General features: G+C 61.0%; 24 protein-coding genes. 4 read left to right on the top strand and 20 right to left on the bottom strand.

Going from position 1 to position 25,929, the window contains the following annotated elements; translation table 11 throughout:
• Nucleotides 1–8: 8 nt before the first annotated feature.
• Complete coding sequence (locus tag HJ583_RS03395; protein WP_170020498.1) at nt 9–1,142, top strand: PilT/PilU family type 4a pilus ATPase; 1,134 nt, start codon at nt 9–11, stop codon at nt 1,140–1,142.
• Between the two features lie 78 nt (nt 1,143–1,220).
• Nucleotides 1,221–2,090 (top strand): bile acid:sodium symporter family protein, encoded by an 870-nt coding sequence (locus HJ583_RS03390; RefSeq protein WP_170020496.1) that lies wholly within the window; start codon nt 1,221–1,223, stop codon nt 2,088–2,090.
• Here the strand turns inward: HJ583_RS03390 and HJ583_RS03385 are convergent.
• The 3 genes from HJ583_RS03385 to HJ583_RS03375 are packed head-to-tail and all read right to left on the bottom strand — an operon-like array spanning nt 2,059 to nt 4,540.
• Nucleotides 2,059–3,201: a THUMP domain-containing class I SAM-dependent RNA methyltransferase gene (locus HJ583_RS03385; protein WP_170020494.1), complete on the bottom strand. Its 1,143-nt coding sequence runs from the start codon at nt 3,199–3,201 to the stop codon at nt 2,059–2,061. The genes HJ583_RS03390 and HJ583_RS03385 overlap by 32 nt on opposite strands.
• Before the next feature lie 9 nt (nt 3,202–3,210).
• On the bottom strand, nt 3,211–3,648 hold the full coding sequence (locus HJ583_RS03380; RefSeq protein ID WP_170020492.1) for a CopD family protein: 438 nt from the start codon (nt 3,646–3,648) through the stop codon (nt 3,211–3,213).
• A 1-nt stretch (nt 3,649) separates the two neighbouring features.
• On the bottom strand, nt 3,650–4,540 hold the full coding sequence (locus HJ583_RS03375) for an NAD-dependent epimerase/dehydratase family protein (RefSeq protein ID WP_170020490.1): 891 nt from the start codon (nt 4,538–4,540) through the stop codon (nt 3,650–3,652).
• A 101-nt stretch (nt 4,541–4,641) separates the two neighbouring features.
• Here HJ583_RS03375 and HJ583_RS03370 point away from each other — a divergent pair, with 101 nt between their 5' ends.
• Both HJ583_RS03370 and HJ583_RS03365 read left to right on the top strand, forming a co-directional pair.
• Entirely contained in the window at nt 4,642–5,673 is a 1,032-nt protein-coding gene (locus HJ583_RS03370; RefSeq protein WP_170020488.1) for a CDP-6-deoxy-delta-3,4-glucoseen reductase, read from the top strand.
• Nucleotides 5,674–5,732: 59 nt separating this feature from the next.
• Nucleotides 5,733–6,872: an EAL and HDOD domain-containing protein gene (locus tag HJ583_RS03365; protein WP_170020486.1), complete on the top strand. Its 1,140-nt coding sequence runs from the start codon at nt 5,733–5,735 to the stop codon at nt 6,870–6,872.
• Nucleotides 6,873–6,934: 62 nt separating this feature from the next.
• Here HJ583_RS03365 and galE read toward each other — a convergent pair whose 3' ends face one another.
• The 17 genes from galE to HJ583_RS03280 all read right to left on the bottom strand — a co-directional run bounded on the left by galE (nt 6,935) and on the right by HJ583_RS03280 (nt 25,925).
• Complete coding sequence (galE, locus tag HJ583_RS03360; protein WP_101941535.1) at nt 6,935–7,951, bottom strand: UDP-glucose 4-epimerase GalE; 1,017 nt, start codon at nt 7,949–7,951, stop codon at nt 6,935–6,937.
• Nucleotides 7,952–7,962: 11 nt separating this feature from the next.
• Nucleotides 7,963–8,511: a dTDP-4-dehydrorhamnose 3,5-epimerase gene (gene rfbC, locus HJ583_RS03355; protein ID WP_170020484.1), complete on the bottom strand. Its 549-nt coding sequence runs from the start codon at nt 8,509–8,511 to the stop codon at nt 7,963–7,965.
• Nucleotides 8,512–8,521: 10 nt separating this feature from the next.
• Nucleotides 8,522–9,508, bottom strand: coding sequence for a serine/threonine protein kinase (locus tag HJ583_RS03350; RefSeq protein ID WP_170020482.1), 987 nt, complete (start codon nt 9,506–9,508; stop codon nt 8,522–8,524).
• Nucleotides 9,508–10,611 (bottom strand): sugar phosphate nucleotidyltransferase, encoded by a 1,104-nt coding sequence (locus tag HJ583_RS03345; RefSeq protein WP_170020480.1) that lies wholly within the window; start codon nt 10,609–10,611, stop codon nt 9,508–9,510. The genes HJ583_RS03350 and HJ583_RS03345 overlap by 1 nt, the downstream gene beginning before the upstream one ends.
• A 26-nt stretch (nt 10,612–10,637) precedes the next feature.
• Nucleotides 10,638–11,540: a glucose-1-phosphate thymidylyltransferase RfbA gene (rfbA, locus tag HJ583_RS03340; protein ID WP_170020478.1), complete on the bottom strand. Its 903-nt coding sequence runs from the start codon at nt 11,538–11,540 to the stop codon at nt 10,638–10,640.
• Between the two features lie 14 nt (nt 11,541–11,554).
• Nucleotides 11,555–12,445 carry a dTDP-4-dehydrorhamnose reductase gene (gene rfbD, locus HJ583_RS03335; protein WP_170020476.1) on the bottom strand — a complete coding sequence of 297 codons (891 nt, stop codon included), beginning with the start codon at nt 12,443–12,445 and terminating at the stop codon, nt 11,555–11,557.
• Between the two features lie 4 nt (nt 12,446–12,449).
• Nucleotides 12,450–13,514, bottom strand: a complete 1,065-nt coding sequence (rfbB, locus tag HJ583_RS03330) for a dTDP-glucose 4,6-dehydratase (RefSeq protein ID WP_170020474.1) — start codon at nt 13,512–13,514, stop codon at nt 12,450–12,452.
• A 154-nt stretch (nt 13,515–13,668) separates the two neighbouring features.
• The gene (locus tag HJ583_RS03325; RefSeq protein WP_170020472.1) at nt 13,669–14,307 is read right to left on the bottom strand and encodes a tetratricopeptide repeat protein; all 639 of its coding nucleotides are present in this window, start codon (nt 14,305–14,307) and stop codon (nt 13,669–13,671) included.
• A complete protein-coding gene (locus HJ583_RS03320) occupies nt 14,297–15,043 on the bottom strand; it encodes a tyrosine-protein phosphatase (RefSeq protein WP_170020470.1) in 747 nt (248 codons plus the stop codon). Before HJ583_RS03320 ends, HJ583_RS03325 begins: the two co-directional genes overlap by 11 nt.
• A 212-nt stretch (nt 15,044–15,255) precedes the next feature.
• Nucleotides 15,256–17,487: a GumC family protein gene (locus tag HJ583_RS03315; protein ID WP_170020468.1), complete on the bottom strand. Its 2,232-nt coding sequence runs from the start codon at nt 17,485–17,487 to the stop codon at nt 15,256–15,258.
• 52 nt (nt 17,488–17,539) lie between these two features.
• Complete coding sequence (locus tag HJ583_RS03310; RefSeq protein ID WP_217423246.1) at nt 17,540–18,103, bottom strand: polysaccharide biosynthesis/export family protein; 564 nt, start codon at nt 18,101–18,103, stop codon at nt 17,540–17,542.
• A gap of 384 nt (nt 18,104–18,487) precedes the next feature.
• On the bottom strand, nt 18,488–19,774 hold the full coding sequence (locus HJ583_RS03305) for an outer membrane beta-barrel protein (protein WP_170020466.1): 1,287 nt from the start codon (nt 19,772–19,774) through the stop codon (nt 18,488–18,490).
• Nucleotides 19,775–19,840: 66 nt separating this feature from the next.
• Nucleotides 19,841–21,217, bottom strand: coding sequence for an O-antigen ligase family protein (locus HJ583_RS03300; RefSeq protein ID WP_170020464.1), 1,377 nt, complete (start codon nt 21,215–21,217; stop codon nt 19,841–19,843).
• Between the two features lie 385 nt (nt 21,218–21,602).
• On the bottom strand, nt 21,603–22,049 hold the full coding sequence (locus tag HJ583_RS03295; RefSeq protein ID WP_170020462.1) for a hypothetical protein: 447 nt from the start codon (nt 22,047–22,049) through the stop codon (nt 21,603–21,605).
• Nucleotides 22,050–22,312: 263 nt separating this feature from the next.
• Nucleotides 22,313–23,677, bottom strand: coding sequence for a phosphomannomutase CpsG (gene cpsG, locus HJ583_RS03290; protein WP_170020460.1), 1,365 nt, complete (start codon nt 23,675–23,677; stop codon nt 22,313–22,315).
• 120 nt (nt 23,678–23,797) lie between these two features.
• A complete protein-coding gene (locus HJ583_RS03285; RefSeq protein WP_268968141.1) occupies nt 23,798–24,871 on the bottom strand; it encodes an endo-1,4-beta-xylanase in 1,074 nt (357 codons plus the stop codon).
• A 55-nt stretch (nt 24,872–24,926) separates the two neighbouring features.
• Nucleotides 24,927–25,925 (bottom strand): acyltransferase family protein, encoded by a 999-nt coding sequence (locus HJ583_RS03280; protein WP_170020456.1) that lies wholly within the window; start codon nt 25,923–25,925, stop codon nt 24,927–24,929.
• Nucleotides 25,926–25,929: the final 4 nt, after the last annotated feature.

The raw sequence follows: 25,929 nt of genomic DNA, 5'->3' as shown, positions 1-25,929 counted from the left end.
GAGACAGCATGGAACGCGATCAGGCGCTCAGGTTCGTACAGGACCTGCTCAAACTGATGGTCAGCAAGAAGGGCTCGGACCTTTTCATCACCGCCGGTTTTCCGCCCGCGATCAAGATCGACGGCAAGATCGTGCCACAGTCGAACCAGATCCTCTCGCCCCAGCACACCCAGGAAATCGCCCGCGCGGTCATGAACGACAAGCAAGCCGCCGAGTTCGAGTCCACCAAGGAGTGCAACTTCGCGATCTCGCCCTCCGGCATCGGCCGCTTCCGCATGAACGCCTTCGTGCAGCAAGGCCGTATCGGCCTGATCGCACGGACCATCGCGGCGCGCATCCCCACCCTGGAAGAGCTGGGCCTGCCGCCGATCATCCGCGAGATCGCCATGTCCAAGCGCGGGCTGGTGATCTTCGTCGGTGGCACCGGCACCGGCAAGACGACCTCACTGGCTGCGCTGGTGGACTACCGCAACGAGCACACCTACGGCCACATCATCACGCTCGAGGACCCGATCGAATATGTGCACGCTCACAAGAACTGCGTGGTCACGCAGCGCGAAGTAGGGCTGGATACCGAATCCTGGGAGAACGGCCTCAAGAACACCCTGCGCCAGGCGCCGGACGTGATCCTGATGGGCGAAATCCGCGACCGCGAGACCATGGACTACGGCATCGCCTTCGCCGAAACCGGCCACCTGTGTCTGGCCACGCTGCACGCCAACAGCGCCAACCAGGCCATCGACCGGATCATCAACTTTTTCCCTGAAGAGCGCCGCTCCCAGCTGCTCATGGATCTGTCGCTGAACCTGCGTGGCATCGTGTCGCAGCGCCTATTGCCACGCAAGGAAAGCAAGGGCCGCGTGCCAGCCATCGAGGTGATGCTGAACTCACCGCTGATTTCGGACCTGATCTTCAAGGGCGAAGTGACCGAGCTGAAAGATGTGATGAAGCGCTCGCGCGAAATCGGCATGCAGACCTTCGATCAGGCGCTCTTCGATCTTTACGAAGCCGGGCTCATCACCTTCGAGGATGCCTTGCGCAACGCCGACTCGGTGAACGACCTGCGCCTGCAGATCAAGCTCAACAGCAAGCACGCAGACAAGGATTTGCTCGCTGGCGTGCAGAATCTCGACATCATCTGAGCGCAATCTGCTTGCACATGACAAGGCCGCCCGGAAAACTCCGTTGCGGCCTTTTCCTTATCTGACGACGGCGCACGCATGCTGATATCCGCCCTGCTCCCCGGAATCCAGATCCTGATCATGGGCATGGCATTTGCGCTGGGGCTCTCGATCCATCCAGAAGATTTTGCCAGCTTCTGGCGCCAGCGCAGTCAGGCGCTGCGGGCAGGCTTGGCAATGTTCGTCTGCGTACCGCTGGTGGCCGTGCTGCTGACCCGCCTGCTGCCCCTCTCTCCAGCTGCGGCCACAACCCTGATCGTGCTGGCGGCCTCCTCCGGCGTCCCGCTGCTGCCGCGCAAGCTTCACTGGCTGGAGCATTCGCCCTTCACCTTCGGCCTGCTGCTGCACTCGGTGTTGTGCGCCAGCGTCATGCTGCCACTCTGGATTCATTTCGCAGCCCACCCGGAACATGAACCGCCAGCCCTGCAGGTATTCTCGGTGATGGCCCGGGCCTACCTGCTGCCAATGCTGTGCGGCATTCTGCTACACCGTCTGCGTCCGGCCTTTGCCGAGCGCATCTCGCAAGGCATGATCAGGATCGGCAGCCGGCTGTTGCTGGCTTTTCTGGTAGGCGTACTCGGCACCCAATGGCGCATGTTCGCGGAGCTGAACGGCACGAACATGCTGGCCCTGACGCTGCTCTTCACGGCTTCGATCGCCATCGGCCATCTGCTCGGCGGCCCGGCGCCGAAGGATCGTACGGCCCTGGCCGTTAGCTGCTCGCAGCGCTTTGCCGGGGTCGCTGTGCTGCTCAGCGCCAGCGCCCCGGGCGGCGAGCTGCTGTTCGGGGTGCTGGTCTATGCGCTGCTGGCTCAGCTCCTCGAACAGGCCTACGTCATGTGGCAGAAACGGTACATGGCAAGCACGGCAGGCCTGATCAACTCCGGTTCTGTCCCGCCACCACCTTGAACTCGAACACCCGGCAATCAAGATCGCCGTTCATGAGCGGGGTGCGTTTGCTAGCCTTGAGGCCCATGCGCTTGGCCATCTCCAGATCGGCCGTGAGGAAGTAGCAATTCCAGCCGGCAAAGCCCCGCTTCAAGGTATCTCCCAGCTTCGGATACCAATCGTAAAGCTCGTCACCGGAGGACAGGCGCACGCCGTAAGGCGGATTGCTGACCAGCACGCCAGCGTCATCCGGCGCTTCCAGATCCAGCACATCACACACCAGCAGTTCAACCTTGCCGGTAAGCCCGGCAGCTTCGAGGTTGGCCTCTGCATTGCTGACCTGGCGAGGATCGATGTCTGCGCCAAATATCGGCAGATTGTCTGCAGTTCGCTGGCGCGCCTGGGCGGCCTTGCGGATGCCTTGCCAGAGTTCGGCATCAAACTGGCGGAACTTTTCGAAAGCGAAATGTCGCCCAAGACCCGGCGCGATATCGAGCGCCATCTGCGCCGCTTCGATCAGGAAGGTGCCACTGCCGCACATCGGATCAAGCAGGGTCTGGCCCGGTTGCCAGCCGCTGAGCTTGAGAATGCCGGCAGCCAGGTTCTCCTTCAGCGGCGCCTCGACCTTGGCGCGCTTGAAGCCACGCTTGTAGAGCGGCTCACCGGAAGTGTCGAGATAGAGCGTACAGGTCTGCTCGTCCAGAAAGGCATGAATGCGCATGTCCGGGCTATGCGTATCCACATCCGGCCGGCCGCCCTTGATGGCGCGGAAGTGATCGCAGATGCCATCCTTGATGCGCAGGGTGACGAAGTTCAGGCTCTTGAGGGGAGACTTGATCGAGGTGACATTGATGCGGATCGTATTGATCGTATCGAAGTGGCGCGCCCAGGCCACGCTGCTGGCTAGGCGGTAGATTTCCTCCTCGCTGCGGTAGCGTGTGAAGCCCACCTTCCACAGCAGGCGAGTCGCCAGACGACTCTCCAGATTCACGCGATAGGCATAGGCCCAGTCGCCCTCGCTGGCCACGCCGCCATGGGTGGGCTCCACACGCGTGGCCCCGCAGGCACGCAACTCTTCGGCAAGCAGGGGTTCAAGGCCGCGCGGGCAAGGGGCGAAAAAGGTTTCAGTCATGGAAACAGCTCAAAAAGGACGAACGATCACAAGGATCAGGATCGCCAGCAGGAAGAAGACCGGCACTTCGTTGAACCACCGGTACCAGACATGGCTGCGCGTATTGCGCAGCTCGCGGAACTCACGCAGCAGCTTGCTGCAGAAACCGTCATAACCGGTCAGGGCCAGCACCAGCAGCAACTTCACATGCAGCCAGGGCTGGCTCCACCAGGAAGCAGGCCCGGCGAGCGTGAAAGTGATCGCCACACCGAAAATCCAGGTGCCCAGCATCAAGGGCAGCATGAAGCGCTTGAGGCGCTGCGCCATACCCAGCAGGCGCGCGTACTCGCTACTGTTCTCAAGCGGCACGGCGGCCAGATTCACATAAATGCGCGGCAGATAAAAAAGGCCGGCAAACCAGCTGATGACGAAGAAAACGTGCAGGGCCTTGAGCCACGGATACCACATGTCATTGTCCTTGAGATTGAAGTTCGGCACAGGCTGCCGCGAGGCCATCACGCACATCGGCAAAGCGCGGCGACCAGCGCAGCTCGCGGCGGATGCGGGTGTTATCGAGACGACGCGACTCGCTCATGAAGCTCAGCGTCACAGGTGAGAGATGCTGCGCGCACTCGGCTCGGCTCAGACGCGGCGGGCGCGCCAAACCGAAAATATCGGCCATTGCGTCGTAATAATCCCCCATTGCCAGCTGCGAATCGTCGCACACATTGAAGATGCGCAGGTGCGGGCCACGAAACAGGGCCAGCCCAGCAGCGCGTGCCAGATCAGCGGCGTGGATGTGATTGGTAAATACATCCTCACTCGCCTGCAGCACCGGGTCTCCCCGCTGCAGGCGCGCCAGCGACAGACGCTCGGCCGCATAGATGCCGGGCGCGCGCAGGATGCACAGGGCACAGCCGCTGGCGATGGAATGGGCCCGCAAACACCGCTCGGCGGCCACCCGACGACGCGCGCGTGCGGTGGCCGGACGCAAGGGATGCGATTCATCGACCCGCGCGCCTGCGCAATCCCCATACACACCACTGGTACTCACATACACGATGCACCGCGGCCCCTGCCCGCGTTGCTGCAAGGCGGCCAGCAGACGACGCATGCGCGGGTCATCCTGGCCGCCTTCCGGCGGTGGCGCGCAATGCAGCAGGACATCCGCCAGCCCGCCCAGACGTCGCAGGCTGGCAGCATCATCCAGATCACCGGACACCGGCACCGCGCCGACCAAACGCCACTGCGCCGCCGCTTCTGCCCGGCGGACAAGGGCATAGACGCGAAAGCGCTGACGCAGCCAGGGCATGGCCCGCAAGGCCACGTCGCCACTGCCGATGATGAGAAGACGATCCATGCGCGGATTATCCCAGATCACCCGGCGGCAGATGCCTTCATTTCGGCGCAGCTTGGGCGATAATTCAGGAATCCGTTTCCTCCCTTTTGCATACGCCCGCCATGTCCTTCAAGGTCACGCTCCAGCCCAGTGGTCGCAGCTTCGCGGCCGATGCCGACACCAGCCTCCTGCAAGCCGCCCTCGATGCCGAACTGATGGTGCCCTATGGCTGCCGTGATGGCGCCTGCGGCGCCTGCAAGACCAAGGTGCTGGCCGGCAGCGTGGCCCATGGCCGCAGCCCGCTCACCACCCTGCCCGAGGCCGAGCGCGCCCAGGGCCTGAGCCTGATGTGCTGTGCCCACGCCCAAAGCGATCTGGTGCTCGAATGCCGCGACGTACGCTCGGCGCACGACATCCCGGTGCGCAAGATGCCCTGCCGCGTCCAGAGCCTGGAAAAACTCGCCAGCGATGTGATCCGCCTGACCCTGCGCCTGCCACCGAGCGACACCTTCCACTTCCTGCCCGGTCAGTACATCGACTTCCTGCTCGCTGATGGCCAGCGTCGCAGCTTCTCGGTGGCCAATGCGCAGAACGAGGACAACACCCTCGAACTGCATGTGCGCCTGATCACAGGCGGGCAATTCACCGGCCACGTCTTCACGGCCATGAAGGAGCGCGACATCCTGCGCATCGAGGGCCCGCTGGGCAGCTTCTTCCTGCGCGAGGCGCCGGAAGAAGGTGGCCACAAACCGCTGGTATTCCTGGCCGGCGGTACCGGTTTCGCGCCGATCAAGGCCATCGTCGAACACATGCTGAACCACGGCAATGGCCGCCCGGCCACGCTCTACTGGGGCGCCCGCGACCCCGGCGGCCTTTACCTGCATGAACTGGCCCAAAGCTGGGAACGCCAGCTGGCCAATTTCCGCTACGTGCCGGTCATTTCCGACGCAACAGAGGGCTGGAGCGGGCGCACCGGCCTCGTGCATCAGGCCGTGATGGCAGACCTGCCGGATCTCTCCGGATATCAGGTTTACGCCTGCGGCGCACCGGCCATGATCGAAGCCGCCAAAAAGGATTTCAGTGAACGCTGTGCGCTGCCGTTAACCGACTTCTACGCAGACGCCTTCACCTTCGCCGCCAGCCCGCAAACATGATGTAACCCCGCACTGGCGCAGGGCGGCTAGACCAGAGCACATAGCAGGGAGCCCGCATCATGAGCACCGGAGTACTGATTACCCGCGAGCCCATCGTCAATCAGCAACGCGCCATCACCGCCAACCGCATCATCGTGCATGCGGCCAACATCACACAGGCCGTGCAGGCCCTTGAAGCCCTGCGCCCGCACTGGCCCGCAGTCCACCCGGTTTTCATCAGCTTCGGCCGCCTGGTGCCCTCATCCGACCTGCTCGGCTGGGCTCCACCGGAAAACACTCTGATCGAGATCCCGGCACCGGCCCTGCAATACACCCAGATCCAGGAACTTGTCGGCCGCTTTGCCGAGGCCGGCACACCGCTGGCCCTGTCCTGGTATCAGCCCGGTACGGCATGGCCGGAAGGTATCGATTGCCGCTTTGCATTGGCTGACATCAACAAAGTCCCTAACCCACACAATGCGCCCGGTCTGCCGCTGGCCTGGGGGCTGGCTGACGTGCCGGCCTTCGAACGTGCCGTCACCTCCGGTTATACCGGTGCTGCAGGCTGGTTCTTCCTGAAGGGCGTCACCCCGTCGAAACAACTCGCCCCTTCGCATGCGCAGATCGTGCATCTGCTGAATCTGGTGCGTAATGACTCAGATATCAGCGAGATCGAAACCGCCCTCAAGCGCGATGTCTCCCTGCCCTACAAGCTGCTGCGCTACATCAATTCGGCCGGCTTCGGGCTGATGGTGGAGGTGCAGTCCTTCCGCCATGCAGTCACCATTCTTGGTCGTGACAGGCTCAACAAGTGGCTATCTCTGCTGCTGGTCTCGGCCAGCAATGACCCCGCCGCACCGGCCGTGATGCAGGCGGCGATCGCGCGCGGACGGATGATGGAAATCCTCGGCGAACAGTTCTTCGACAAGAACCAGCTCGACAACCTTTTCATCACCGGCGCCTTCTCGCTGCTGGATGTCTTGCTCGGCTCCGAGATCGGCGTCGTGCTGGAGCAGATGACCCTGCCCGAGCCAATCCACGAAGCCTTGTTGCAGGGCGAAGGCCTGTACGCACCCTTGCTCAAGCTGGCCATTGCATCCGAGGGCTTCATGCCGGATCAGCTACGAGCCCAGACCGAATCGCTAGGCCTCACCGTGCAGCAGGTATCCGCCGCCTTGCTGCAGGCCGTGGCCTTTGCCGACACCCTCAGTTTCGGCTGAACGCGGGTCCAGAAAACACAAAGGGCGCCGTCGGCGCCCTTTGCTTGCCGGCCTGAAAAACCTCAGGCGTAACCATCCGGATTGCCGCTTTGCCAGCGCCAGGAGTCCGCGCACATCTCTTCAATCCCGCGCTTGGCTTTCCAGCCCAGCAGTTCGGCCGCCATGGCCGGATCCGCATAGCACTGGGCTATATCCCCTGCCCGGCGGGCCACGATTTCATAGGGCACCGGCTTACCGGAAGCTTTCTCGAAAGCCTTGACCACGTCCAGCACCGAGTAGCCCTGCCCCGTACCGAGATTCACCGTCAGCACACCCTGCTTCTGCGCCAGGTACTCCAGCGCCTGCACATGCCCCACAGCCAGATCGACGACGTGGATGTAGTCGCGCACGCCCGTGCCATCCGGCGTGGCATAGTCGCCGCCGAACACCGCGAGCTTTGCCCGTTTGCCCACCGCCACTTGCGACACAAACGGCATCAGGTTGTTCGGAATGCCATTGGGATCCTCGCCGATGCGCCCTGAGGGGTGCGCGCCGACCGGATTGAAGTAGCGCAGCAAGGCCACCCGCCACTCGGGATCGGCGGCAGCCAGATCGCTCAGCACATACTCCATCATCCACTTGGTGCGACCATAGGGATTGGTCGGGCCGGTCGGAAAGTCCTCACGGATAGGCACCGTCGCCGGATCGCCATACACCGTGGCCGATGAGCTGAAGACCAGGGTCTTCACACCAAACTCAGCCATCACTTCGGCCAGCGCCACAGTGCCTGCAATGTTGTTGTCGTAATACATCAGCGGCTTGGCCACCGACTCACCGACCGCCTTGAGCGCCGCGAAATGAATCACGGCATCAATCGGCTGCGAACGGAACACCCGGCGCATCACGGCCTGATCACGCACATCCGCCTGATGAAACGCCAGCAACTTGCGCCCCGCAATCTCTTCGACACGGCGGATAGCCTCCACCTTGCTGTTGGAGAGGTTGTCGATCACGATCACCTCATGCCCGCTGGCCAGCAGCTCCACGCAAGTATGAGTGCCGATATAACCGGCGCCGCCGGTGACGAGTACGGTAGCCATGCTTTCAGTCCTCAGGCGTAGCTTTCACATTGCACGAACTTAAGCCCCTGCTGGTCCTTGCCAGAGAGCTGCGGCACGATGTCACCCAGGCGCCAGTCCACGCCCACCACCGGGTCGTTCCAGGCGAGGCAGCGCTCATGCTCGGGCGCGTAGTAATCGGTGGTCTTGTAGAGGAAGTCTGCCGATTCGGACAGCACCACGAAGCCGTGGGCAAAGCCCGCCGGCACCCAGAACTGGCGCTTGTTTTCGGCTGACAACTCGACGCCCTGCCATTTGCCGAAAGTGGGCGAGGAACGACGCATGTCGACCGCCACATCCCACACCCGGCCACTCACCACACGCACCAGCTTGCCCTGCGGTTGCTGCAGCTGATAGTGCAGGCCACGCAGCACCCCGCGTGCGGAGCGGGAGTGATTGTCCTGCACAAAATCCAGCTTCAGGCCGGTAGCCTCAGCAAAGGTTTTCGCATTGAAGCTTTCCATGAAGAAACCGCGCTCATCGCCGAAAACCTTCGGTTCGAGAATCAGCAGGCCTTCCATTTCGCCCTTGATCACATTCATTGCAACGTCCTCAAAAATGCCATTCTTCTGCCATGCGCGGCACCTGGTCGCGCAGACTACCAATGTGTTCCTCCCACCAAGCCCGGGTATTGAACCACGGGAAGGCGGAAGGGAATGCCGGGTCTTCCCAGCGCCGAGCCAACCAGGCTGCGTGATGAATCATGCGCAGGGTACGCAGCGCTTCAATCAGACTCACTTCACGCGGATTGAAATCCGCAAAATCCTCGTAACCCACCAGCAGATCGCAGAGCTGGCGCGTCATCTCGCCACGCTCGCCACTGAGCAGCATCCACAGATCCTGCACAGCCGGCCCGGTGCAAGCATCATCGAAATCAACGAAATGCGGCCCGGCATCGGTCCACAGCACATTACCCGGATGGCAATCACCGTGCAGGCGCAAGGTCTTCACATCCCCTGCGCGCTCGAAGCTACGCCGCACCTGATCCAGCGCGGAGCTCGTTGCACTGCGGTACGCCTCGCGCAGATCTGCCGGCAGATGCGGGCAATCGAGCACGTAAGCTGCAGGCTGCTCACCCCAGCTCACGGCGTCCAGCGTCAGGCGATGCTCAAAGCTGCGGGTCGCGCCCACAGCATGGATTCGCCCAATGAAACGCCCCAGCCACTCCAGCACGGCCGGATCGTCCAGTTCCGGGCTGCGGCCGCCACGTCGCTCGAACACGGCCACGCGAAAACCTTCATGCCGGGCCAGAGTATCGCCATCCGGCAACACGATCGGCGGCACGGCGGGAACCTCCTGCTCGGCCAGCTGGAGCGTGAAAGCATGCTCTTCGCGAATGGCCGCGTCCGTCCAGCGTTCGGGCCGGTAGAACTTGGCCACCACGAAACCGCTATCCTCAACCCCGGCCTGATACACCCGGTTCTCATAGCTGTTCAGCGCCAGCAAGCGGCCGTCCGTACGCAGACCGGTGGCATCAATGGCATCCAGCACCAGGTCGGGTGCCAGGCGGGAGAAAGGGTGAGCGGCAGCCTCGGTCATCAGGCGCGCGCGTCGCCCCAGCGCAGGATGGTGCGGTCGTCCCCGGCATACACGGTATGGCCGGTACGATCCACGCAGTAGTGCGACGACACGATCATTTCGGCGAAGGTCATGCCAGCACCGATGCGGGTGTATTCGAAGAGCACGCTGCGCACCACGGTCGAGGCCTTGCGGATATGGCAGCCATGGCCGATCCAAGTCGGGCCAATGATGGTCGCACCTTCCTCGATCTTCACGCTGGAGCCGATATAGACCGGGCCCTCGATGTGTACCTTGTCCCAGTCGATATGGGTATTCAGGCCCACGAACACGCCCGGACGCACCTCCTTGCCCGGCATGTCCATCTGCGCTACTTCGCCGCGCAGCACGCGCTGCAGCACGGTCCAGTAATCGGTTACGCGACCGATATCGATCCAGTTGAAGAAGCGGTTCTGGGCGAAGAAGGGCAAACCTTTCTCGACCAGCGAGGGGAAGAGTTCAGAGCCAATGTCATACACCTTGCCGGAGGGCACCAGATCGAGCGCAGCCGGCTCGAAGATGTAGATACCGGTGGAAGCCAGCGTGCTCTTGGCCTCCTCGGGGCTGGGTTTTTCCTGGAAGGAAATGATCTTGCCATCCTCGTCGGCCACCACGATGCCGTAGTTCTTGACTTCGGAGAGCGGCACATCCAGCGTCACCACCGAAGCAATCGCGCCCTTGGTCTTGTGCTCGTGAAGCGCGGCACCGATATCCAGATCGATGATCGCATCACCGCACAGCACCAGAGTGGTTTCGTCGAAGAAACCGGAATTGTCCTGGATGTGCTTCATGCCGCCGGCCGAGCCGATCGGCTTGGGCAGGATGTCACCGTGCTCGTAGGCGCCCTCGTAGGAGTAGCCGATTTCCACGCCCCAACGGTGGCCATCGCCGAAATACTCCTCGATCTTGCGGTGCATGAAGGCCACGTTGATCATGATCTCCTTCACACCGTAGCGCGCGAGGTGCTCGATGATGTACTCAAGCACCGGCTTGCCGAGGATCGGCACCATAGGCTTGGGAATATCCTTGGTCAGCGGACGAACACGGGTGCCCTGCCCCGCTGCGAGAATCATTGCCTTTGCCATCACACGCTCCTTGTGTTCAAAATGTCTCAGTAAATCGTTTCGTTCAGGATCTGCATCAGATACTGCCCATAGCCACTCTTGCCCAGGCGCTTGGCCTGCTCTTCGAGCTGGGCATTGTTGATCCAGCCGTTGCGCCAGCAAATCTCTTCCGGGCAACACACCTTGAGCCCCTGACGCTTCTCCAGGGTCTGGATGAACTGGCCCGCTTCGATCAGGCTGTCGTGCGTGCCGGTGTCCAGCCAGGCATCGCCCCGCCCCAGCATCTGCACATCAAGCTGGTTCTTCTCGAGATAGATCCGGTTCAGATCGGTGATTTCCAGTTCGCCCCGCGCGGAGGGCTTGAGGTTCCGGGCGAACTCGACGACTTGCTGGTCGTAGAAGTAGAGGCCCGTCACGGCATAGCGGCTGCGCGGGGCTTTGGGCTTCTCTTCGAGGCTGATCGCATGGCCTTCCGCATCGAATTCGACCACGCCGTAACGCTCGGGGTCGGACACCGGATAGGCAAACACGCTGGCGCCATTCTGGTTCGCATCGGCGGCCTTGAGCCGGGCCGCGAGATCATGGCCGTAGAAGATGTTGTCGCCAAGCACGAGGGCCGAGGGGTGGTCACCCACGAAGTCGGCGCCGATGATGAAGGCTTGGGCGAGTCCATCCGGGCTGGGCTGTACGGCGTACTCGAAATTCACGCCCCAGGCTTTACCGTCGCCGAGCAGTTGCTCGAAGCGCGGCGTGTCCTGCGGGGTGGAGATGATCAGGATGTCGCGAATCCCCGCCAGCAGCAGCACGCTGAGCGGGTAGTAGATCATCGGCTTGTCGTACACCGGCACGAGCTGCTTGGAGACAGCGAGCGTAATCGGGTGCAGACGGGTGCCGGAGCCACCGGCGAGGATGATGCCTTTACGGGGCTTGTGAGCCAGAGGAGCGGTCATCGGGGAGGTCTTTCTCAGAGGATTTCGGTGAGCATGCGGGCGACACCCTTTTGCCAGTGCGGCAGGGTGAGGCCAAAGGCTTGCTGGAGTTTGGTGGTCGCGAGGCGCGAATTGAGCGGGCGCGTGGCCGGCGTGGGGTAGGCGCTGGTCGGTATCGGGCTGACCTCTTGTACCTTGAGCTCGCGGCCGGCTTTGCGCGCTTCTTCGAAGACGAAGCGGGCGTAGTCGTACCAGCTGGTTTCGCCTGCGGCGACGCAGTGGTAGAGGCCACACAGCGCTTCGTTGGCCTGGGTCTGGCGGATGGCGTGCGCGGTGACGTCGGCGAGCAGGTCGGCCCCAGTGGGGGCGCCGATCTGGTCGTCGATGATTTTGAGCGCATCCCGATCCGTGGCGAGCTTGAGCATGGTCTTGGCGAAGTTGCCACCGCGTGCGGCATAGACCCAGCTGGTGCGGAAGATGAGGTGGCGGCAGCCGGATTGCTGGATCAGTTGTTCGCCTTCGAGCTTGGTCTGGCCATAGACGCTGAGCGGGCCCGTTGCGGCGGTTTCGTCGCGTGCGGCGTCGCCCGTGCCATCAAAGACGTAGTCGGTGGAGTAGTGCACGAGCAGTGCGCCGATGTCTTTGGCGGCTTGTGCGACTGCGCCAGGGGTGGTGGCGTTGAGCAGACGGGCGAAGTCGGCTTCGCTTTCGGCCTTGTCGACGGCGGTGTGGGCGGCTGAATTGACGATGACGTCAGGTTTGAGCGTGCGCACGGTGTGTGCGACGGCATCGGGCTGGCTGAAGTCGCCGCAGTAGTCGGTGCTGTCGAAATCCAGCGCGATCACGTCACCGAGCGGGGCGAGTGCGCGCTGCAGTTCCCAGCCGACCTGGCCACCACAACCGAGAATGAGGATTCGGGAGGCCATGGGTTCAGCGCGCCTCGTAGTTCTTGGCAAGCCACTCGCGATAGCTGCCATTGAGTACGTTGGCCACCCAGTCTTGATTGGTAAGGTACCACTCGACGGTTTTGCGGATGCCGGTCTGGAAGGTTTCGGCCGGGCGCCAGCCGAGTTCGCGTTCGATCTTGCGGGCGTCGATGGCGTAGCGGCGGTCGTGGCCCGGGCGGTCGGTGACGTAGGTGATCTGCTCGGCGTAGGACTTGCCGTCGGCGCGCGGGGAGAGTTCGTCGAGCAAGCGGATCAATGTCTGGACGATCTCGATGTTAGGCATCTCGTTCCAGCCTCCGACGTTGTAGACCTCGCCGACTTTGCCCTTGGCGAGCACGGCACGGATGGCGCTGCAGTGGTCGGTGACATACAGCCAGTCGCGGATCTGCTGGCCGTCGCCGTAGATGGGGAGCGCCTTGCCGGCGAGCGCGTTGGCGATCATCAGCGGGATCAGCTTCTCGGGGAAGTGATAGGGGCCGTAGTTGTTCGAGCAGTTGCTGGTGGTCACCGGCAGACCGTAGGTGTGATGCCAGGCACGCACGAGGTGATCAGACGAAGCCTTGCTGGCCGAGTACGGGCTGTTGGGCTCGTAGGTGTTGGTTTCGGTGAAGGGCGGGTCGTTGGGCTTCAGGGAGCCGTAGACTTCGTCGGTGCTCACGTGATGGAAGCGGAAAGCGGCCTTGGCTTCGCCTTCGAGCGTGTTCCAGTAGGCGCGCGCAGCTTCGAGCAGGGTGAAGGTGCCGTCGATGTTGGTGCGCAGGAAGGCGGCCGGGCCGTGGATGGAGCGATCAACGTGGGACTCGGCGGCGAAGTGCACGATGGCGCGCGGTCGGTGTTCGGCCAGCAGGCGATCAATCAGGGCACGGTCACAGATGTCGCCCTGCACAAAAGTGTGGCGCGCATCCCCTTGCAGGCTCTTGAGATTCTCCAGGTTGCCGGCGTAGCTCAGCACATCCAGATTCACCACCGGCTCATCGCTCTGCTTGAACCAGTCCAGCACAAAATTGCTGCCAATAAAGCCGGCTCCGCCGGTGACGAGAATGCTCATGACGTGATCTCCGAACCTCGTGAGGCTCTGCCTGTTCTCAAAAATGGCCGTATTAGAGCACGGCAACAAAGCACCCAAAGATACGCACCAGCGGCTACGGCTACAAGCCAGCCACCACTCGTCGCCTGCGCGTAAGGGAATGACTGGCTCTGCATCACTTCAACACATCCGGATAACCGTAGCTTTTCGCCAGCTTCTCCAGCACCTGGCGCTCCCAGGGCGGGCTGGTGCGATAGAGCGCCAGCAACCATTGCTGCAGGCTGGGTGGCATATCCGGCCACATGGCCAGCACCAGATCAGATGAGAGTTTCTTGACGCCCAGCTCATACGGCCCGTACTTCAAGGCCTGCTCCAATGACGCAGCAGCCCCGGCATGATCACCGAGGGCGTAAAAACTCAGGGCCAAGTTTGACCAGGCCGCACCATTCTGCGGGCGCAGACGCAAGGAAGTCTGCTGGTAGCCCATCGCCTCACCGAAATAGCCCTTTCGAAGGCTCGGCTCATTCCAGCCGCGCTGACCGCGTAAGGTGTTCAGAATGCCCAGGTAATCAAAGGTGAGCGGGTTGTCCGGCATGATCTCCGCCGCCGCCAGCAGGTCATCGCGCGCCTGCATCCACTCTGGCACCGTCCACTTCGCGCTCCCAGCAACCCAGGTATCAATCCTGTAACGCGCCTGAATCGCGCTGAAATCACCCCGCATCAGGCGCTGGCCTTGCCACATGCCCCAACCGGCTGCCAGCAGGATCAAACAAATCAGGAGCCAGTTCCCCAGCTTGCTACGCTCAAGCAGCATGACCAAGCTCCCCGCCCAACTCGATGCCGCACAAGCGCGCCGGGCCATGAATGCTCAATTCATCCGCCAAGGCAGCCCCGAAACGGCGCTCCAGCACCGCGCGGGCTTCCCGCATGCGGGGCGGGCGGCCCTGCAGATTGTGCGCATCGCTGGCAATCGCACTCGCCCACCCCTCGTGCAGCATGAAATCTGCCGCCGCAAGCACGCGCGGGCCAAACTGCCCCACCAGCGAAGCAGCCGTCAGCTGCAGATAGCAGCCGGCATCCACAAACTGGCCGACGCGATCAGGCTTCTCCATGATCGCCTTGTTGCGCTCAGGGTGCACCAGCACCGGGCGGATACCCATGCCAACCAGATGCCGCACCAGATTCACCGAGCCCAGTGGAATCTGCGCATCCGGCAGCTCCAGCAGCATGGTGTGATAGCCCTCGCAACGGCCGAGGAAAGGGATGTGGCCTTGCTGAACCAGCTCCAGCACTTCGTGCGACAGACGCACCTCGCCCCCGAAGGACAGGCCCAGCTCGATGCCGCGCAAACGCAGCAAATCACGGAACAGCGAAAATTCGCGCTCGATGCCTGCTTTCAGATTGTCGAACCGGCCGGGGAACACATGCGGTGTCGCCACCACATGGCGAATCCCGTCAGCCACGATGGCGCGCGCCAGCGCCAGCGCTTCGTCCGGTGTCGCCGGGCCATCATCGATACCCGGCAGCAAATGGCAATGAATGTCGATCATCTGGAAACAGCCACCCGATTGGCGATGCACATCATTTGTTCGTGGCGCAGGAAACACGGATGTGTCATTGCCACCACCTTCTAAAAGACACTGGATTCCCGCCAGCGCGGGAATGACAGAACTCAAGACTGCTCTTGCGCGACGCGTTTCAGCCCGCCAGAAACCGCAATGCCCGCTTTCGCGGGCATCCTGTCAAACCGCCCGCAGTGAAATCAGGCTGCGCTTTTTGTCTTCTGCGAGTAGCCGTAGCCCTCGTAACCATCCTTGCCATAGCCCGAGTACTCGCCGTAGTACGTCTGGGCCTTCTTGAAGTCCAGATGGTTCAGCACTACGCCCAGCACCTTGCCTCCAGCACGCTGCAACCGAATGAGGCCTTTGCGCGCCAAGGGATACGGCGTTTCCATCGCCCGCACCACGTACACCACACTGGTTGCCAGCGGCGCAATCACCATCGCATCGCTCACCAGTTCCACCGGCGGAGAATCAATCACGATGACTTCGTAGTGCTTGGCCAGCACTTCCAGAGTTTCACGGAAGCGTTGCGAAAGCAGCAACTCCACCGGGTTTGGAGGGATCTCCCCCACCGGCATCACCGCCAAGGACGTACCCTTAATGCTATGGATGCACTCCTCCAGCCTTGCGGTCCCCGCGACCAAGGCTGAGAGGCCACGCGCAGCCGGCGGCAGCGCCAGGCGACGCGCCACCTGCGGACGACGCATATCCGCATCGATCAAGAGCGTGCGCTTGGTCTGGGCATGGGCCAAAGCCAGATTGGAGGCCACGGTGGTCTTGCCTTCACCTGGCACACTCGAAGTCACTACCAGAACACGGCAAGCCGCATCCAGGTTGGAAAGCAGCACGCCGGTCCGCGCGGTGCGCACCGCCTCTGCCAGATGAGACTCCGGCTTGTCGATGAACATCGTCATCGCATTCTTGCCCGCCTGCACGCCCAGCTCGGGCAGCGCCGAGAGCACCGGCAACTGGAAGCGGCGCTCCGCATCCTCGATGCCCTTCACGGTGTTGTCGAGCTTGTCCAGCAGCAGGGAGATCAGCACACCGGCGAACAGGCCCAGCACCAGCGCAATCGCAATCACCTGCCCCTTCTTGGGCTTCACCGGCAGCATCGGCGCCACCGCTGCATCCACCACACGCGCCACCGCACTTTGCAGATCACCGCTTTCGTGGGTTTCCTTGGCGCGGTTCATGAACATTTCATAGAGCTGCTTGTTGGTCTGCACCTCACGCTCGAGCACACCCAGCTGGAATTCCTGGCGGTTCACGTTCTGCACCGAACCCCGCGCCGAATTGAGCGCGCCTTCCAGCGCACGCTCAGTGGCCTTGGCCGACTCATACTCACGCGTCAGGCTGGCCGCCACCGATTGCATCTGGCGCAGCAAGTTGTCCTTGGCGGCCTTCTGTTCTGACATGGCCTGCACCATGCGCGGGTGCTCGGCACCATAGCGCTGCTGCAATTCAGCTACTTTCTGGCTGGCCGCGGCCTCGGCCTTGCGAGCCTCACCCACGGCCTGGTTACGCACCACCGCCGGTACCGAAGAATAGTCTCCGTCCTTCACCGACTTCATCTGCTCATAAGCGCTCTCGGCTTCAGCACGCCGCGCCTTGGCCTCAACCAGGCGTTGGGTCACTTCACCGATCTGCTGACCGATCATGGTCTGGGCCGAGCCCGAAAGGCTCACGATCCCCGCCTTCTCACGATAAGCCTGAAGGGCCTGCTCCGAGCTCACCAGCTTGTCGCGCAGGGATTGGGTGCGCTCCTGCAGCCAGTTGTTGGCCTGCTGGGTCATCTTGAACTTGGCTTCACGGTCAGCGCTGATATAGGAATCGGCAACCGTATTGGCCACCAGCGCAGCCAGCTTCTTGTCTTCAGCCGTGAAGCTCACCTTCACCAGCTGGCTCAGGCGCACCGGCTCCACCGACAGCTTCGCAGAGAACGCCGCCACAACGGCATCCACCAGCTTGTCCTCAGTCCAGGTGGCTTCCGTCTTCTGGATGCCCAGCGCAGTCTTGAGCTTGCCGATCACGCTGTCGTCGGGCTTGCGTACATCGAATTCCGGGTATTCCCACAGGCGCAGGCCGCGCACCACACGGGTTGCCACCTCGCGGGATTTCAGGATCTCCACCTGGGTCTGGTAGTGCTCCTTCTCCTGCGAAGCGCCGCCATACACATCCTCGATCGACAGCACCTTGCGCTTGCCCTGCTCGATCAGCACAGTCGTTGTGGCCCGATATTCCGGGGTAATCGAAAACACGATGGCGCCTGCCAGCACGGCCACCACCAGGCCCAGCGCAAGGATCGCCCACTTGCGTTTGGTGATGCTGCGCCAGTACTCCAGCAGCTCAAGCTTGCTCTCTTCAGACAAGCCACCACCCAGCGCAGTAAAGCCCTGCTCGGATTCGGAAACGGATTGGGTATGTTGATTCATGTTCGGGAACGACCAAAAGACAAGGGCGGTTGCGGCGCAAGCCAGCCGGAAATCAGAAGAAGCTCTCTTCCACCGTAACGATATCGCCCGGATAGACCGCGGTATTCAGATCCACCTTGAGCTGGCGCTGTTGCGGATCATCCCCGCGAATCAGGAAAAGCTTGCTGAGCGAAGCACGCTCCTTGAAGCCGCCCGCCAGGGAAGCCGCCTTGCGCACCGTAAGGCCCGGCTGGAAGGGATAGCCACCGGGCTTGTCCACCATGCCGTTAATGAAAAAAGGGCGATATTCATCCACCGAAACCGACACCTTCGGATTCACCAGAATGCGACCCTTGAGGCCTTCCACCACCTTCTGTTCGACTTCGCCCAGCGTATTGCCACGCACGGCCAACTCACCCAAGCCCGGCATGAAGATCGAGCCGCTATCGGTCAAGCGGATCTTCTCGCGGCTCAGATCTTCTTCACCAAAGACGCGAACCGAAATCACATCGCCTGCACCAAGACGGTAAGCAGAGAGAAAACTCGAAACGGACGCAGGCTCGGCCGCAGGTGCCTGAGCAAGGCCCAGCGCACTCCAGAACATCAGCAGCACAAGGCTCACAACGCGCAAGAACATCAAGTTTCTCCAATCGAACCAGACGCAAAGGCTGCCGGCTGGCAAGCCTCGCTCACAACACCAGCATAAACCGCGCCTGCCGGCGCAGCCCATTCAAAAAATACCATCGAGCGATCATGCCGGTGCAATGCCCGCTGACCACCCCGGGCCCCGCCAGCTGAAGCCGGCCCTACAAAACCTTCAAGCGCCGGCCCGATGATCTTCGTAGGTGCGGCTTCAGCCGCATACCCCACCTCCACCTCGGGCCCCGCCGGCTGAAGCCGGCCCTACAAAACCTTTAACCGCCGGCCCGATGATCTTCGTAGGTGCGGCTTCAGCCGCATACCCCACCTCCACCTCGGGCCCCGCCGGCTGAAGCCGGCCCTACACAACCCAACCCGGCTATCAGAACGAAGCTTCCACCTTCAGCATGCTCAGGCGACGCACGTAGTCATAGGTATCCACCGTCGAATCGCGATGCGAGAAGGTGTATTCCAGACCCACGCCCAGCCAGCGGCGCACGTCATACATCAGCGCAGCGGAATAGACGTACTCGTCATCCTTCCGGTTGGTGTTGCGATAGTTGGTATCGAGCTTGCCAGCCGACAGCTTGCTGTGCAGATAGCTCTTCCAGTCGTGGTTCCAGCCCAGCGACACGCTCTTGGCAATCGGCACGCCGGTGAAACCATCCGGATCGTTGGCGGAACGGCCACCGATCAGGTCAAACGAGGAATAGCTCAGCGGCTTCCAGCGCACCGAGGCTTCCCAGGTCGGGCCCAGGTAATCCTGGCGGATGCTGGTATCGAAGTTCTTCTGTTGCTGGCCCGCCTTGATCGTGCCGGTCACCGCAGCCGAAGCATCCCACGAGAGCCCCAGCAGGTAACGGGTGTCATCGTTAGAGAGCAGATTGGTGTCGTTGGTGTAATCAAAATAGGTGCGGCGATACTCAGCGATCAGGCGCGTCTTGGGCATCACGCGGTAGTAGAAGCGAGCGCCCACATTGGTGTTGTCCACATCCGCCGATTCGGTGGTCGCACGATTGTTCTGGTAGCGCTTGGCGCCCCAGCCGGCGTCCATTTCCACGCGGCCGATAGCTTCCTCGGCACCGTAACGGAAAGTGGCACTCACCGCCTTGCTGCGATAGTGGTCGGCGGTCTGGTTGCCGATGCTGCGGTCAGTCGAGCCGATCGGATCATAGTGATCACCACCCGAAGCCCCCCAGGCAATGGCGGCACGCGAGCTGAACACGTTCTGGGCCTGGAAGATCAGGTCATTCTGGCCAAGGCTGTTCGGGGTGTAATTCGGGTAACGCACGAAATCGCCCTTGTAACCCAGGGTGTAACGATCTTCACGGTAGCGCGTCTCGGCGGTCACGGTCGGGCGGATGCGGTAGAAAGCCGAGCCCGGCTCCGAACCCTTGCCCGCCATGGTCACGTTGCTGTCATAACCCGTAGAGGCTTGGGCATCCGCATAGACATTAACGCCATCGGCCACCTTCAGGGCTTGCTGCGAACGCCCCGCAGCCACCGGCACCCCACCGGACTCGAACACATTGCCGGGCAGCACATTGGCCGAATTCGGTACAGCGCGCGAAGAAGCCGGAATCGTGTCCGCCTCGCCAGCCGCCCAAACCCCCGTCGCCCCCAAGGCAAACAGCGAAGTCACTACCAGATGAAGTTGCTTGTGTTTCATACAAACCCCCGAGTCAATTTTTGTTGATCCCATTGCCGCGATCATCTTTTTGCTGCATTGCAGCTCTCACGCCGATGATCGCTGATTTTTGTCAGCCCGGCGCGGAACTAATACCCAAACCAGAGCCAAAAGCACACAGAAAGTCAATGCGTTAGCCGGGATCTGCAGGTTGAAATCCACCCAGCTGTGAATCAGCAAACTACAGATCGCCATCGCCACGCCAAACGCCATTCCCCGGTTCAAACGCGACTCGCGCTCGTTCCACAAACGCGTAATGCGCCCTATCGTCAGCAGCAGCGCGGTGGCCAGCAGGCTGAGCCCCACAAAGCCCGTCTCGGCAGCGATCTGCACATAATCGTTATGTGCGTGATCCCAGTAGCCCTCCTTGTCCGCACTCTTGAAGCGCGGAAATACCGTATAGAAACTGCCCGCACCAAACCCCGTCAGTGGCCGCTCCAAAGCCATTCCCAAAGCCTGTCTTGGCGTTTCCGCCCGCTGCTCCAGAGACTCTTCGCCCTGCGCATGCTCGGTTTCCACCGCCGTGTTCTGCAGGCGCTGCACCACGCGATCCAGCCCGACCCATTGCCCCACAATCACCACATCCACCACGATCAGGCTCAGCACCAGCCAGAAAGCCGATCTGCGCAGGCGCGGGTTGTTCAGCATCCCCAGCCCGCCCACCACCAGCAGGGATGAGAAAAAGGCCACATTGCCCATGCGCGAGCGCGTCAGCACCAGCGTGATCACCATGATCACAAGCATCAGGCGTACCAGCATCTTCCCCGAGAGCATGAACTTAAGTACAGCCACCAGCCGCTGGCGTCTGTTCGGTACCGCACCCGAGCTTCCCATGCGCGCCAGCATCACCCCCACCCCGGCCGCAATGCATAGCTGCATATAGCCCGCCAGATGATCGAAGTTGGCAAAGGTGCCCATCGCCCGGCTGCCCTGCTGGTAGTTCATGAAGAGATAAATGTGCTCGGCACGCGAAGCAAACAGACCGATCGCCAGCAAAGCCTGAAACACCCCGGCCCCCACAATCATGCCGGCCAGCCACATCACCCGCCGCTCCGTATTCACCAGCAGCAGCACCAACGCAAACGCCGCCGCATACGCCATGGTCGCGAGCAAGTATTGCAAGCTGTTGAAAAGCTCCGCCGAAATCGGCGTATTGCCCATCAGGGGCAGGCGCTGCCCAGCGATCCACAGCCCGAAGAGCACGATACAGCCCAGCGGCCACTTGCCAGCCCCCAGCCGCTCAAGGAGGGAATCGCCACGCACAGCTGCTGCCAGCACCACCAGGCCCAGCACTCCCAGCAAGGTCAGCACCAGAAAGCCCAGCGCCCAGGTGCGATTGCTCGCCAGCGGCACAGGCGCCCAGGCCAGCACGCCCAGCAACACCACAAACGCCCAGCCATCCACCCGCTCAAGCCATGCCGCCATGCAATCCGGTTCCGATCAAAATTCACATCATAGAGAACATCAACCCGATCTCGTCGCTGCGGATCCATCCGCGCGCCACACAGCCAACCCGGGCCCCGCCGGCTGAAGCCGGCCCTACAAAACCCTCACCCATCAGCCCGACGGCCTCCGTAGGTGCGGCTTCAGCCGCATATCCCACTTCCACCCAGAGCCCAGCCGGCTGAAGCCGGCCCTACAAAACCCTCACCCAACAGCCCGATAGCCTCCATAGGTGCGGCTTCAGCCGCATATCCCACTTCCACCCAGAGCCCAGCCGGCTGAAGCCGGCCCAACAAACCTCGGCTGCTACGCAAACAGCCAAAGAAAATGGCAGCCGTAGCTGCCATTTGCGCGGCATCGCGAAGAGTCAGCTGCGGCTGGCGCCACCGCCGCCGCCACCAAAGGACGGGGCATTCAGGGTCGGCGCCTGATTCGAACCACCCGTTACGCCAGGAGCCCCCTGAGCACCCGAGTTCGGGCCGGCCGCCGTCGGGCCACCCGCCACTGCGATCGGGTCAGCGCCAGCAGCCACCAGCGCGTTCGAAGCTTGCTGGGCCGGCACTCCGGCAGCCACCATGGCAGCCTGAGCTTGAGCCGGCGGCACGCCAGCTTCCAGCAGCGCTGCTGCGATCTGGCCTGCATCAGCACCATCAGCCTTCAGCGCCTTGGCGATCTGCTCAGCCGTCTTGCCAGCCTTCACTTCGGCGGCCACCTTGGCGCCCAGAGCACTGGGGGCCTTCGGAGCGCCCTGCGCAAAAGCAACACCACTCACCATGGTTGCCAGCGCCAAGGTCAGCACGGAAATCTTGTTCATTACGGACATTCCATCCCCCTGTATCAAATTCGGGCTATAAACGCTGCAAAGTATACCGATCACACCTGATTGACAGGACTCAACTTCTCACCAAACAGGGCAAAATTCACACATTAAGTAAATTGACGCAGACGCCCACTAAACATAGAAGCGCCCCTATTAGAAACACGCCCAAGCCCCCCGAGATTCAACCTGACACACATACGCGCCCCTCCATTCAATGACCAAAAGCCATACGAGCCAAAACAAGAGCAGCGCTGAAATCAAATGCGAATAAACGCCAACAGCTCCTCAGTGCTAGCGTGCAAAAGTGCCGAGTTGCCACGGCTTTCCACGTTCAGGCGGATCACCGGCTCGGTGTTGGACATGCGCAGGTTGAAACGCCACTCGGCGAACTCCACCGACAAGCCATCCGTGTGGTCCACCAGCAGCGCATCCTTGCCGTAGCGCGCCTCAGCCTGACGAATGATCGCCGCAGCATCCTTCACCTTGCTGTTGATCTCGCCGGAAGACGGGAACTTCGCGATCCGCTCGGCCACCAGCGCCGAGAGCTTCTCGCCGCGCACGCACAGCAGTTCCGCCACCAGCAGCCAGGGGATCATGCCGCTGTCGCAATACGCGAAATCACGGAAGTAATGGTGGGCGCTCATCTCGCCGCCATACACCGCATCCTCAAGCCGCATGCGCTCCTTGATGAAAGCGTGGCCCGTCTTGCTCTGCACCGGAATGCCGCCCGCTTCGGCCACTACGCCCACCGTGTTCCAGGTCAGGCGCGGGTCGTGAATGATCTTCTGGCCCGGATTCTTCTTCAGGAAGGCCTCTGCGAGCAGACCCACGATGTAGTAGCCCTCGATGAACTCACCGGTTTCATCAAAGAGGAAGCAGCGATCGAAATCGCCATCCCAGGCAATGCCCATGTCCGCCCCGTGCGCGATCACCGCATCGCGCGTGGCAGAGCGATTCTCCGGCAACAGCGGATTCGGGATGCCGTTCGGGAAAGTGGCATCCGGCGCGTGATGCACCTTGATGAACTCCACCGGCACATCCAGCTTCGCGAACACCGCCTCAATAGCATCCACCACATGCCCCGCCGCGCCATTGCCGGCATTCACCACCAGCTTCAGCGGCTTCAGGTTCGCCGGGCGGATATAGCCCAGCAGGTGCTGCACATACGCATCCAGCGTGCTCTGCCGGGTCAGCGAGCCGCGCTGGCCCACCGGCCCGAAGGTATTCGCCTCGGCCAGGCGTTGGATCTCAAAGAGCCCCGTGTCGCCACTGATCGGCTGGCTGCCAGCCTTCACCAGCTTCATCCCGTTGTAATTGATCGGGTTATGGCTCGCCGTCACCTCCACCCCGCCATCCACGCCAAGATGGAAAGTCGCGAAGTAAATTTCCTCGGTGCCGGTCATGCCCAGATCAATCACATCCACACCGGCATCCATCAAACCATTGGCCAGCGCCAGCTTCAGCTCTTCGGAGGTGGCGCGCACATCCCCGCCCACCACAACGCTCTTGGGCTTGAGATATTCGCCGTAGGCGCGGCCGATGCGGTAAGCGATGTCGGCATTCAGCTCCGGGCCGAGTTCGCCACGAATGTCATAGGCTTTGAAACACGTCAGTTTGCTCATATCAAGACTCGTTGTTAACACACGAAAAGTTAAATGATTCAGCACCAAAAAACTTTAAAAAAGTCGCTTCTTTCGGCGCATCAGACAGGACAAAACTAGCAGCGCGGAGAAAAGCGCCGCTCACCGAATTGCCAGAAAAGCATCGCGCAAAGCGTAATACGCAGGATTGGGCTGCATGTCCTGATCAAACGGAAGCGGCTTCACCGCACTGCCCTCCTTGCGGATACCCGAATACTTATCAGACAACTGCCAGCAACTGATCAGCTTCACATTTCGGTGCGCAAGTACTGTTCGGGCAAACCGCCCATACAAATCCCCCACAAATTCATCTGGATTCGCGAGCGTTTTCCGGAGCATTCCATCCTGTACATCCAACTCGGTGATGTAGACGTCCACCGGAAACTCATCCAGTTCTGTGATGAAATCCGAAAGCACATCCAAGCGCAAAGAAGGTCCGGGATTCAGATGGCACTGCAAGCCCACCGCATCAATCCGCACCCCGGCATCCAGCAACTCCCGAACAGTACGCAACAAGCCTTGGCGCACCTTGTCCGCCATCGGCGTAGCACGCTCGACCCAGGCCTCATTCAAGCAAAGACGGGCCTTCGGATCCGCCTTCGCCGCCGCCCTGAAAGCGCGGGCGATATAGCCTGGCCCCATGGCGTTGTACCAGACACCCTTGCGATAGCCGCCGGCCTCGCGATGATCCGGCCAGAAAGGCTCATTCACCACATCCCAAGAATGCATGCGCCCAGCGTAACGCCCGGCCACTTCATCAATGTGACGTTCCATCCAGTAAGCCGCCTCTTGATGACTCAAACCCTTAGCCCATTCCGGCAGACCTTCATTCCAAACCAGCGTATGCCCACGGAGTGGAACCCCAGCCTCCGCAGCAAAGTTAACTAAAGCATCAGCTTTTCTGTAATCAAGAACATCCACCCTCGGACGCAACTGTCCGAACTTCATATTCAAATCAGTTGTGAATACGCCGCAGTGATGCCGTAGCAAAAGCGCATATTCCGGATCTTGAAGAGCCTCCATGTCAATGGAAGATCCAAAACAAAGGCCGCGTCTGCGAAGAATTTCAGTGAGCGATTCCTGAATAGAAGCGCCCACACGCCCAGCCAGACGTCTCTCCCATGTATCAGAGCCCCCGAGAGCGGAAGCCTGAGCGGAATAGAAAAGACACCCCATTAGAAATTGTCTTCGTTGCATGCGCAGCCTTCAAAAACAGTCGTGATCATAAAACTTATTTAGCACGATCACGTTTAACAGAAGCGCCGAGAAACAGCCGGCGACTGAACGAGTAATCGGGCACGAGATGCTCAACCAGAATCGGACCCAAAACACCACACACCACTCCAAGCACCACCATCGCACCAAGAGAATCAACCTCCATAGAGGCACTTAAAATCCTGGCCCCAGCGGCAAAAAAAACGTGATAAAGATATATTGAATATGACCGAACCCCTACCCACGCCAACCAGTAAAATTTCAGCCTCATCGCATACAGTGCCGAAACAGAAGAAACCGCCACCACCAGCGACGCCACACTTTGACGATCAGTCCCGATGCGCTCACCCCAGACAAGCATGCAAACAAAAACGACCGCCAGCACGCAAACACCTGCAGCTCGCCCCACCCCATCCAGCAAGGCGAATCTTTTCAGCAACAAACCAAACATAAAATAGGGAAACAGATAAACGGCCCCTTTGACCGAAAAGTATTCAAAACCAGCCCCCGAGAGCATCAGTAAAACAGCAATCAATAATACAAAAAAGAACGATCTCCCATCCGTTATTTTCTGCCAGTACTCCAGCACTGCCACCACAACAAAGATCAGGAACAATGACTCAACAAACCAGAAGTGTGCATACGGAATCACATGCAAAAGCAACCAGCTCTCGACACGATGATTCGAACCAGGCACAAAACTCTGAATAAGCGCAAAAAAAGTCCCGACAAAAAGCATAGGCACCAACAGCCGCTTGGCCTTGCCGACCAAGAACTCGAAAAACCCGCCAGAAAATGGCCTTGCGCCATAAACAAACCCGGAAAGCACCGTAAAAATGGGCATCCGTACATGAACGAGCAAATCATTGAATTCTCGCAGCACGCCTTTTTCGACATGAAGCCCTGACGCCGCGCTGCTTCCAACCACGTGATAAAACACTAGCAACAAACACGCCAAGCCGCGAAGCGTATCAACCTCCAGACGCCGATCATTCTTTTGAACAATTTCTGTCACAACA

The sequence above is a fragment of the Uliginosibacterium aquaticum genome (genome assembly GCF_012972705.2).
Lineage (GTDB): Bacteria > Pseudomonadota > Gammaproteobacteria > Burkholderiales > Rhodocyclaceae > Uliginosibacterium > Uliginosibacterium aquaticum.
This window is presented reverse-complemented; position numbering and strand designations above follow the sequence as displayed.

What these genes read in the sequence shown, in the direction of transcription:
- HJ583_RS03390 (WP_170020496.1), top strand. Translation starts at nt 1,221, where the DNA reads ATGCTGATATCCGCCCTGCTCCCCGGAATCCAGATCCTGATCATGGGC.
- HJ583_RS03365 (WP_170020486.1), top strand. Translation starts at nt 5,733, where the DNA reads ATGAGCACCGGAGTACTGATTACCCGCGAGCCCATCGTCAATCAGCAA.
- HJ583_RS03380 (WP_170020492.1), bottom strand. Translation starts at nt 3,648, where the DNA reads ATGTGGTATCCGTGGCTCAAGGCCCTGCACGTTTTCTTCGTCATCAGC.
- HJ583_RS03320 (WP_170020470.1), bottom strand. Translation starts at nt 15,043, where the DNA reads ATGATCGACATTCATTGCCATTTGCTGCCGGGTATCGATGATGGCCCG.
- HJ583_RS03315 (WP_170020468.1), bottom strand. Translation starts at nt 17,487, where the DNA reads ATGAATCAACATACCCAATCCGTTTCCGAATCCGAGCAGGGCTTTACT.
- cpsG (WP_170020460.1), bottom strand. Translation starts at nt 23,677, where the DNA reads ATGAGCAAACTGACGTGTTTCAAAGCCTATGACATTCGTGGCGAACTC.
- HJ583_RS03325 (WP_170020472.1), bottom strand. Translation starts at nt 14,307, where the DNA reads ATGCTGCTTGAGCGTAGCAAGCTGGGGAACTGGCTCCTGATTTGTTTG.
- HJ583_RS03305 (WP_170020466.1), bottom strand. Translation starts at nt 19,774, where the DNA reads ATGAAACACAAGCAACTTCATCTGGTAGTGACTTCGCTGTTTGCCTTG.
- rfbC (WP_170020484.1), bottom strand. Translation starts at nt 8,511, where the DNA reads ATGAATGTGATCAAGGGCGAAATGGAAGGCCTGCTGATTCTCGAACCG.
- HJ583_RS03285 (WP_268968141.1), bottom strand. Translation starts at nt 24,871, where the DNA reads ATGGGGTGTCTTTTCTATTCCGCTCAGGCTTCCGCTCTCGGGGGCTCT.
- HJ583_RS03295 (WP_170020462.1), bottom strand. Translation starts at nt 22,049, where the DNA reads ATGAACAAGATTTCCGTGCTGACCTTGGCGCTGGCAACCATGGTGAGT.
- rfbB (WP_170020474.1), bottom strand. Translation starts at nt 13,514, where the DNA reads ATGAGCATTCTCGTCACCGGCGGAGCCGGCTTTATTGGCAGCAATTTT.
- HJ583_RS03350 (WP_170020482.1), bottom strand. Translation starts at nt 9,508, where the DNA reads ATGACCGAGGCTGCCGCTCACCCTTTCTCCCGCCTGGCACCCGACCTG.
- rfbD (WP_170020476.1), bottom strand. Translation starts at nt 12,445, where the DNA reads ATGGCCTCCCGAATCCTCATTCTCGGTTGTGGTGGCCAGGTCGGCTGG.
- HJ583_RS03395 (WP_170020498.1), top strand. Translation starts at nt 9, where the DNA reads ATGGAACGCGATCAGGCGCTCAGGTTCGTACAGGACCTGCTCAAACTG.
- HJ583_RS03370 (WP_170020488.1), top strand. Translation starts at nt 4,642, where the DNA reads ATGTCCTTCAAGGTCACGCTCCAGCCCAGTGGTCGCAGCTTCGCGGCC.
- HJ583_RS03375 (WP_170020490.1), bottom strand. Translation starts at nt 4,540, where the DNA reads ATGGATCGTCTTCTCATCATCGGCAGTGGCGACGTGGCCTTGCGGGCC.
- HJ583_RS03300 (WP_170020464.1), bottom strand. Translation starts at nt 21,217, where the DNA reads ATGGCGGCATGGCTTGAGCGGGTGGATGGCTGGGCGTTTGTGGTGTTG.
- rfbA (WP_170020478.1), bottom strand. Translation starts at nt 11,540, where the DNA reads ATGACCGCTCCTCTGGCTCACAAGCCCCGTAAAGGCATCATCCTCGCC.
- HJ583_RS03385 (WP_170020494.1), bottom strand. Translation starts at nt 3,201, where the DNA reads ATGACTGAAACCTTTTTCGCCCCTTGCCCGCGCGGCCTTGAACCCCTG.
- HJ583_RS03310 (WP_217423246.1), bottom strand. Translation starts at nt 18,103, where the DNA reads ATGTTCTTGCGCGTTGTGAGCCTTGTGCTGCTGATGTTCTGGAGTGCG.
- HJ583_RS03345 (WP_170020480.1), bottom strand. Translation starts at nt 10,611, where the DNA reads ATGGCAAAGGCAATGATTCTCGCAGCGGGGCAGGGCACCCGTGTTCGT.
- galE (WP_101941535.1), bottom strand. Translation starts at nt 7,951, where the DNA reads ATGGCTACCGTACTCGTCACCGGCGGCGCCGGTTATATCGGCACTCAT.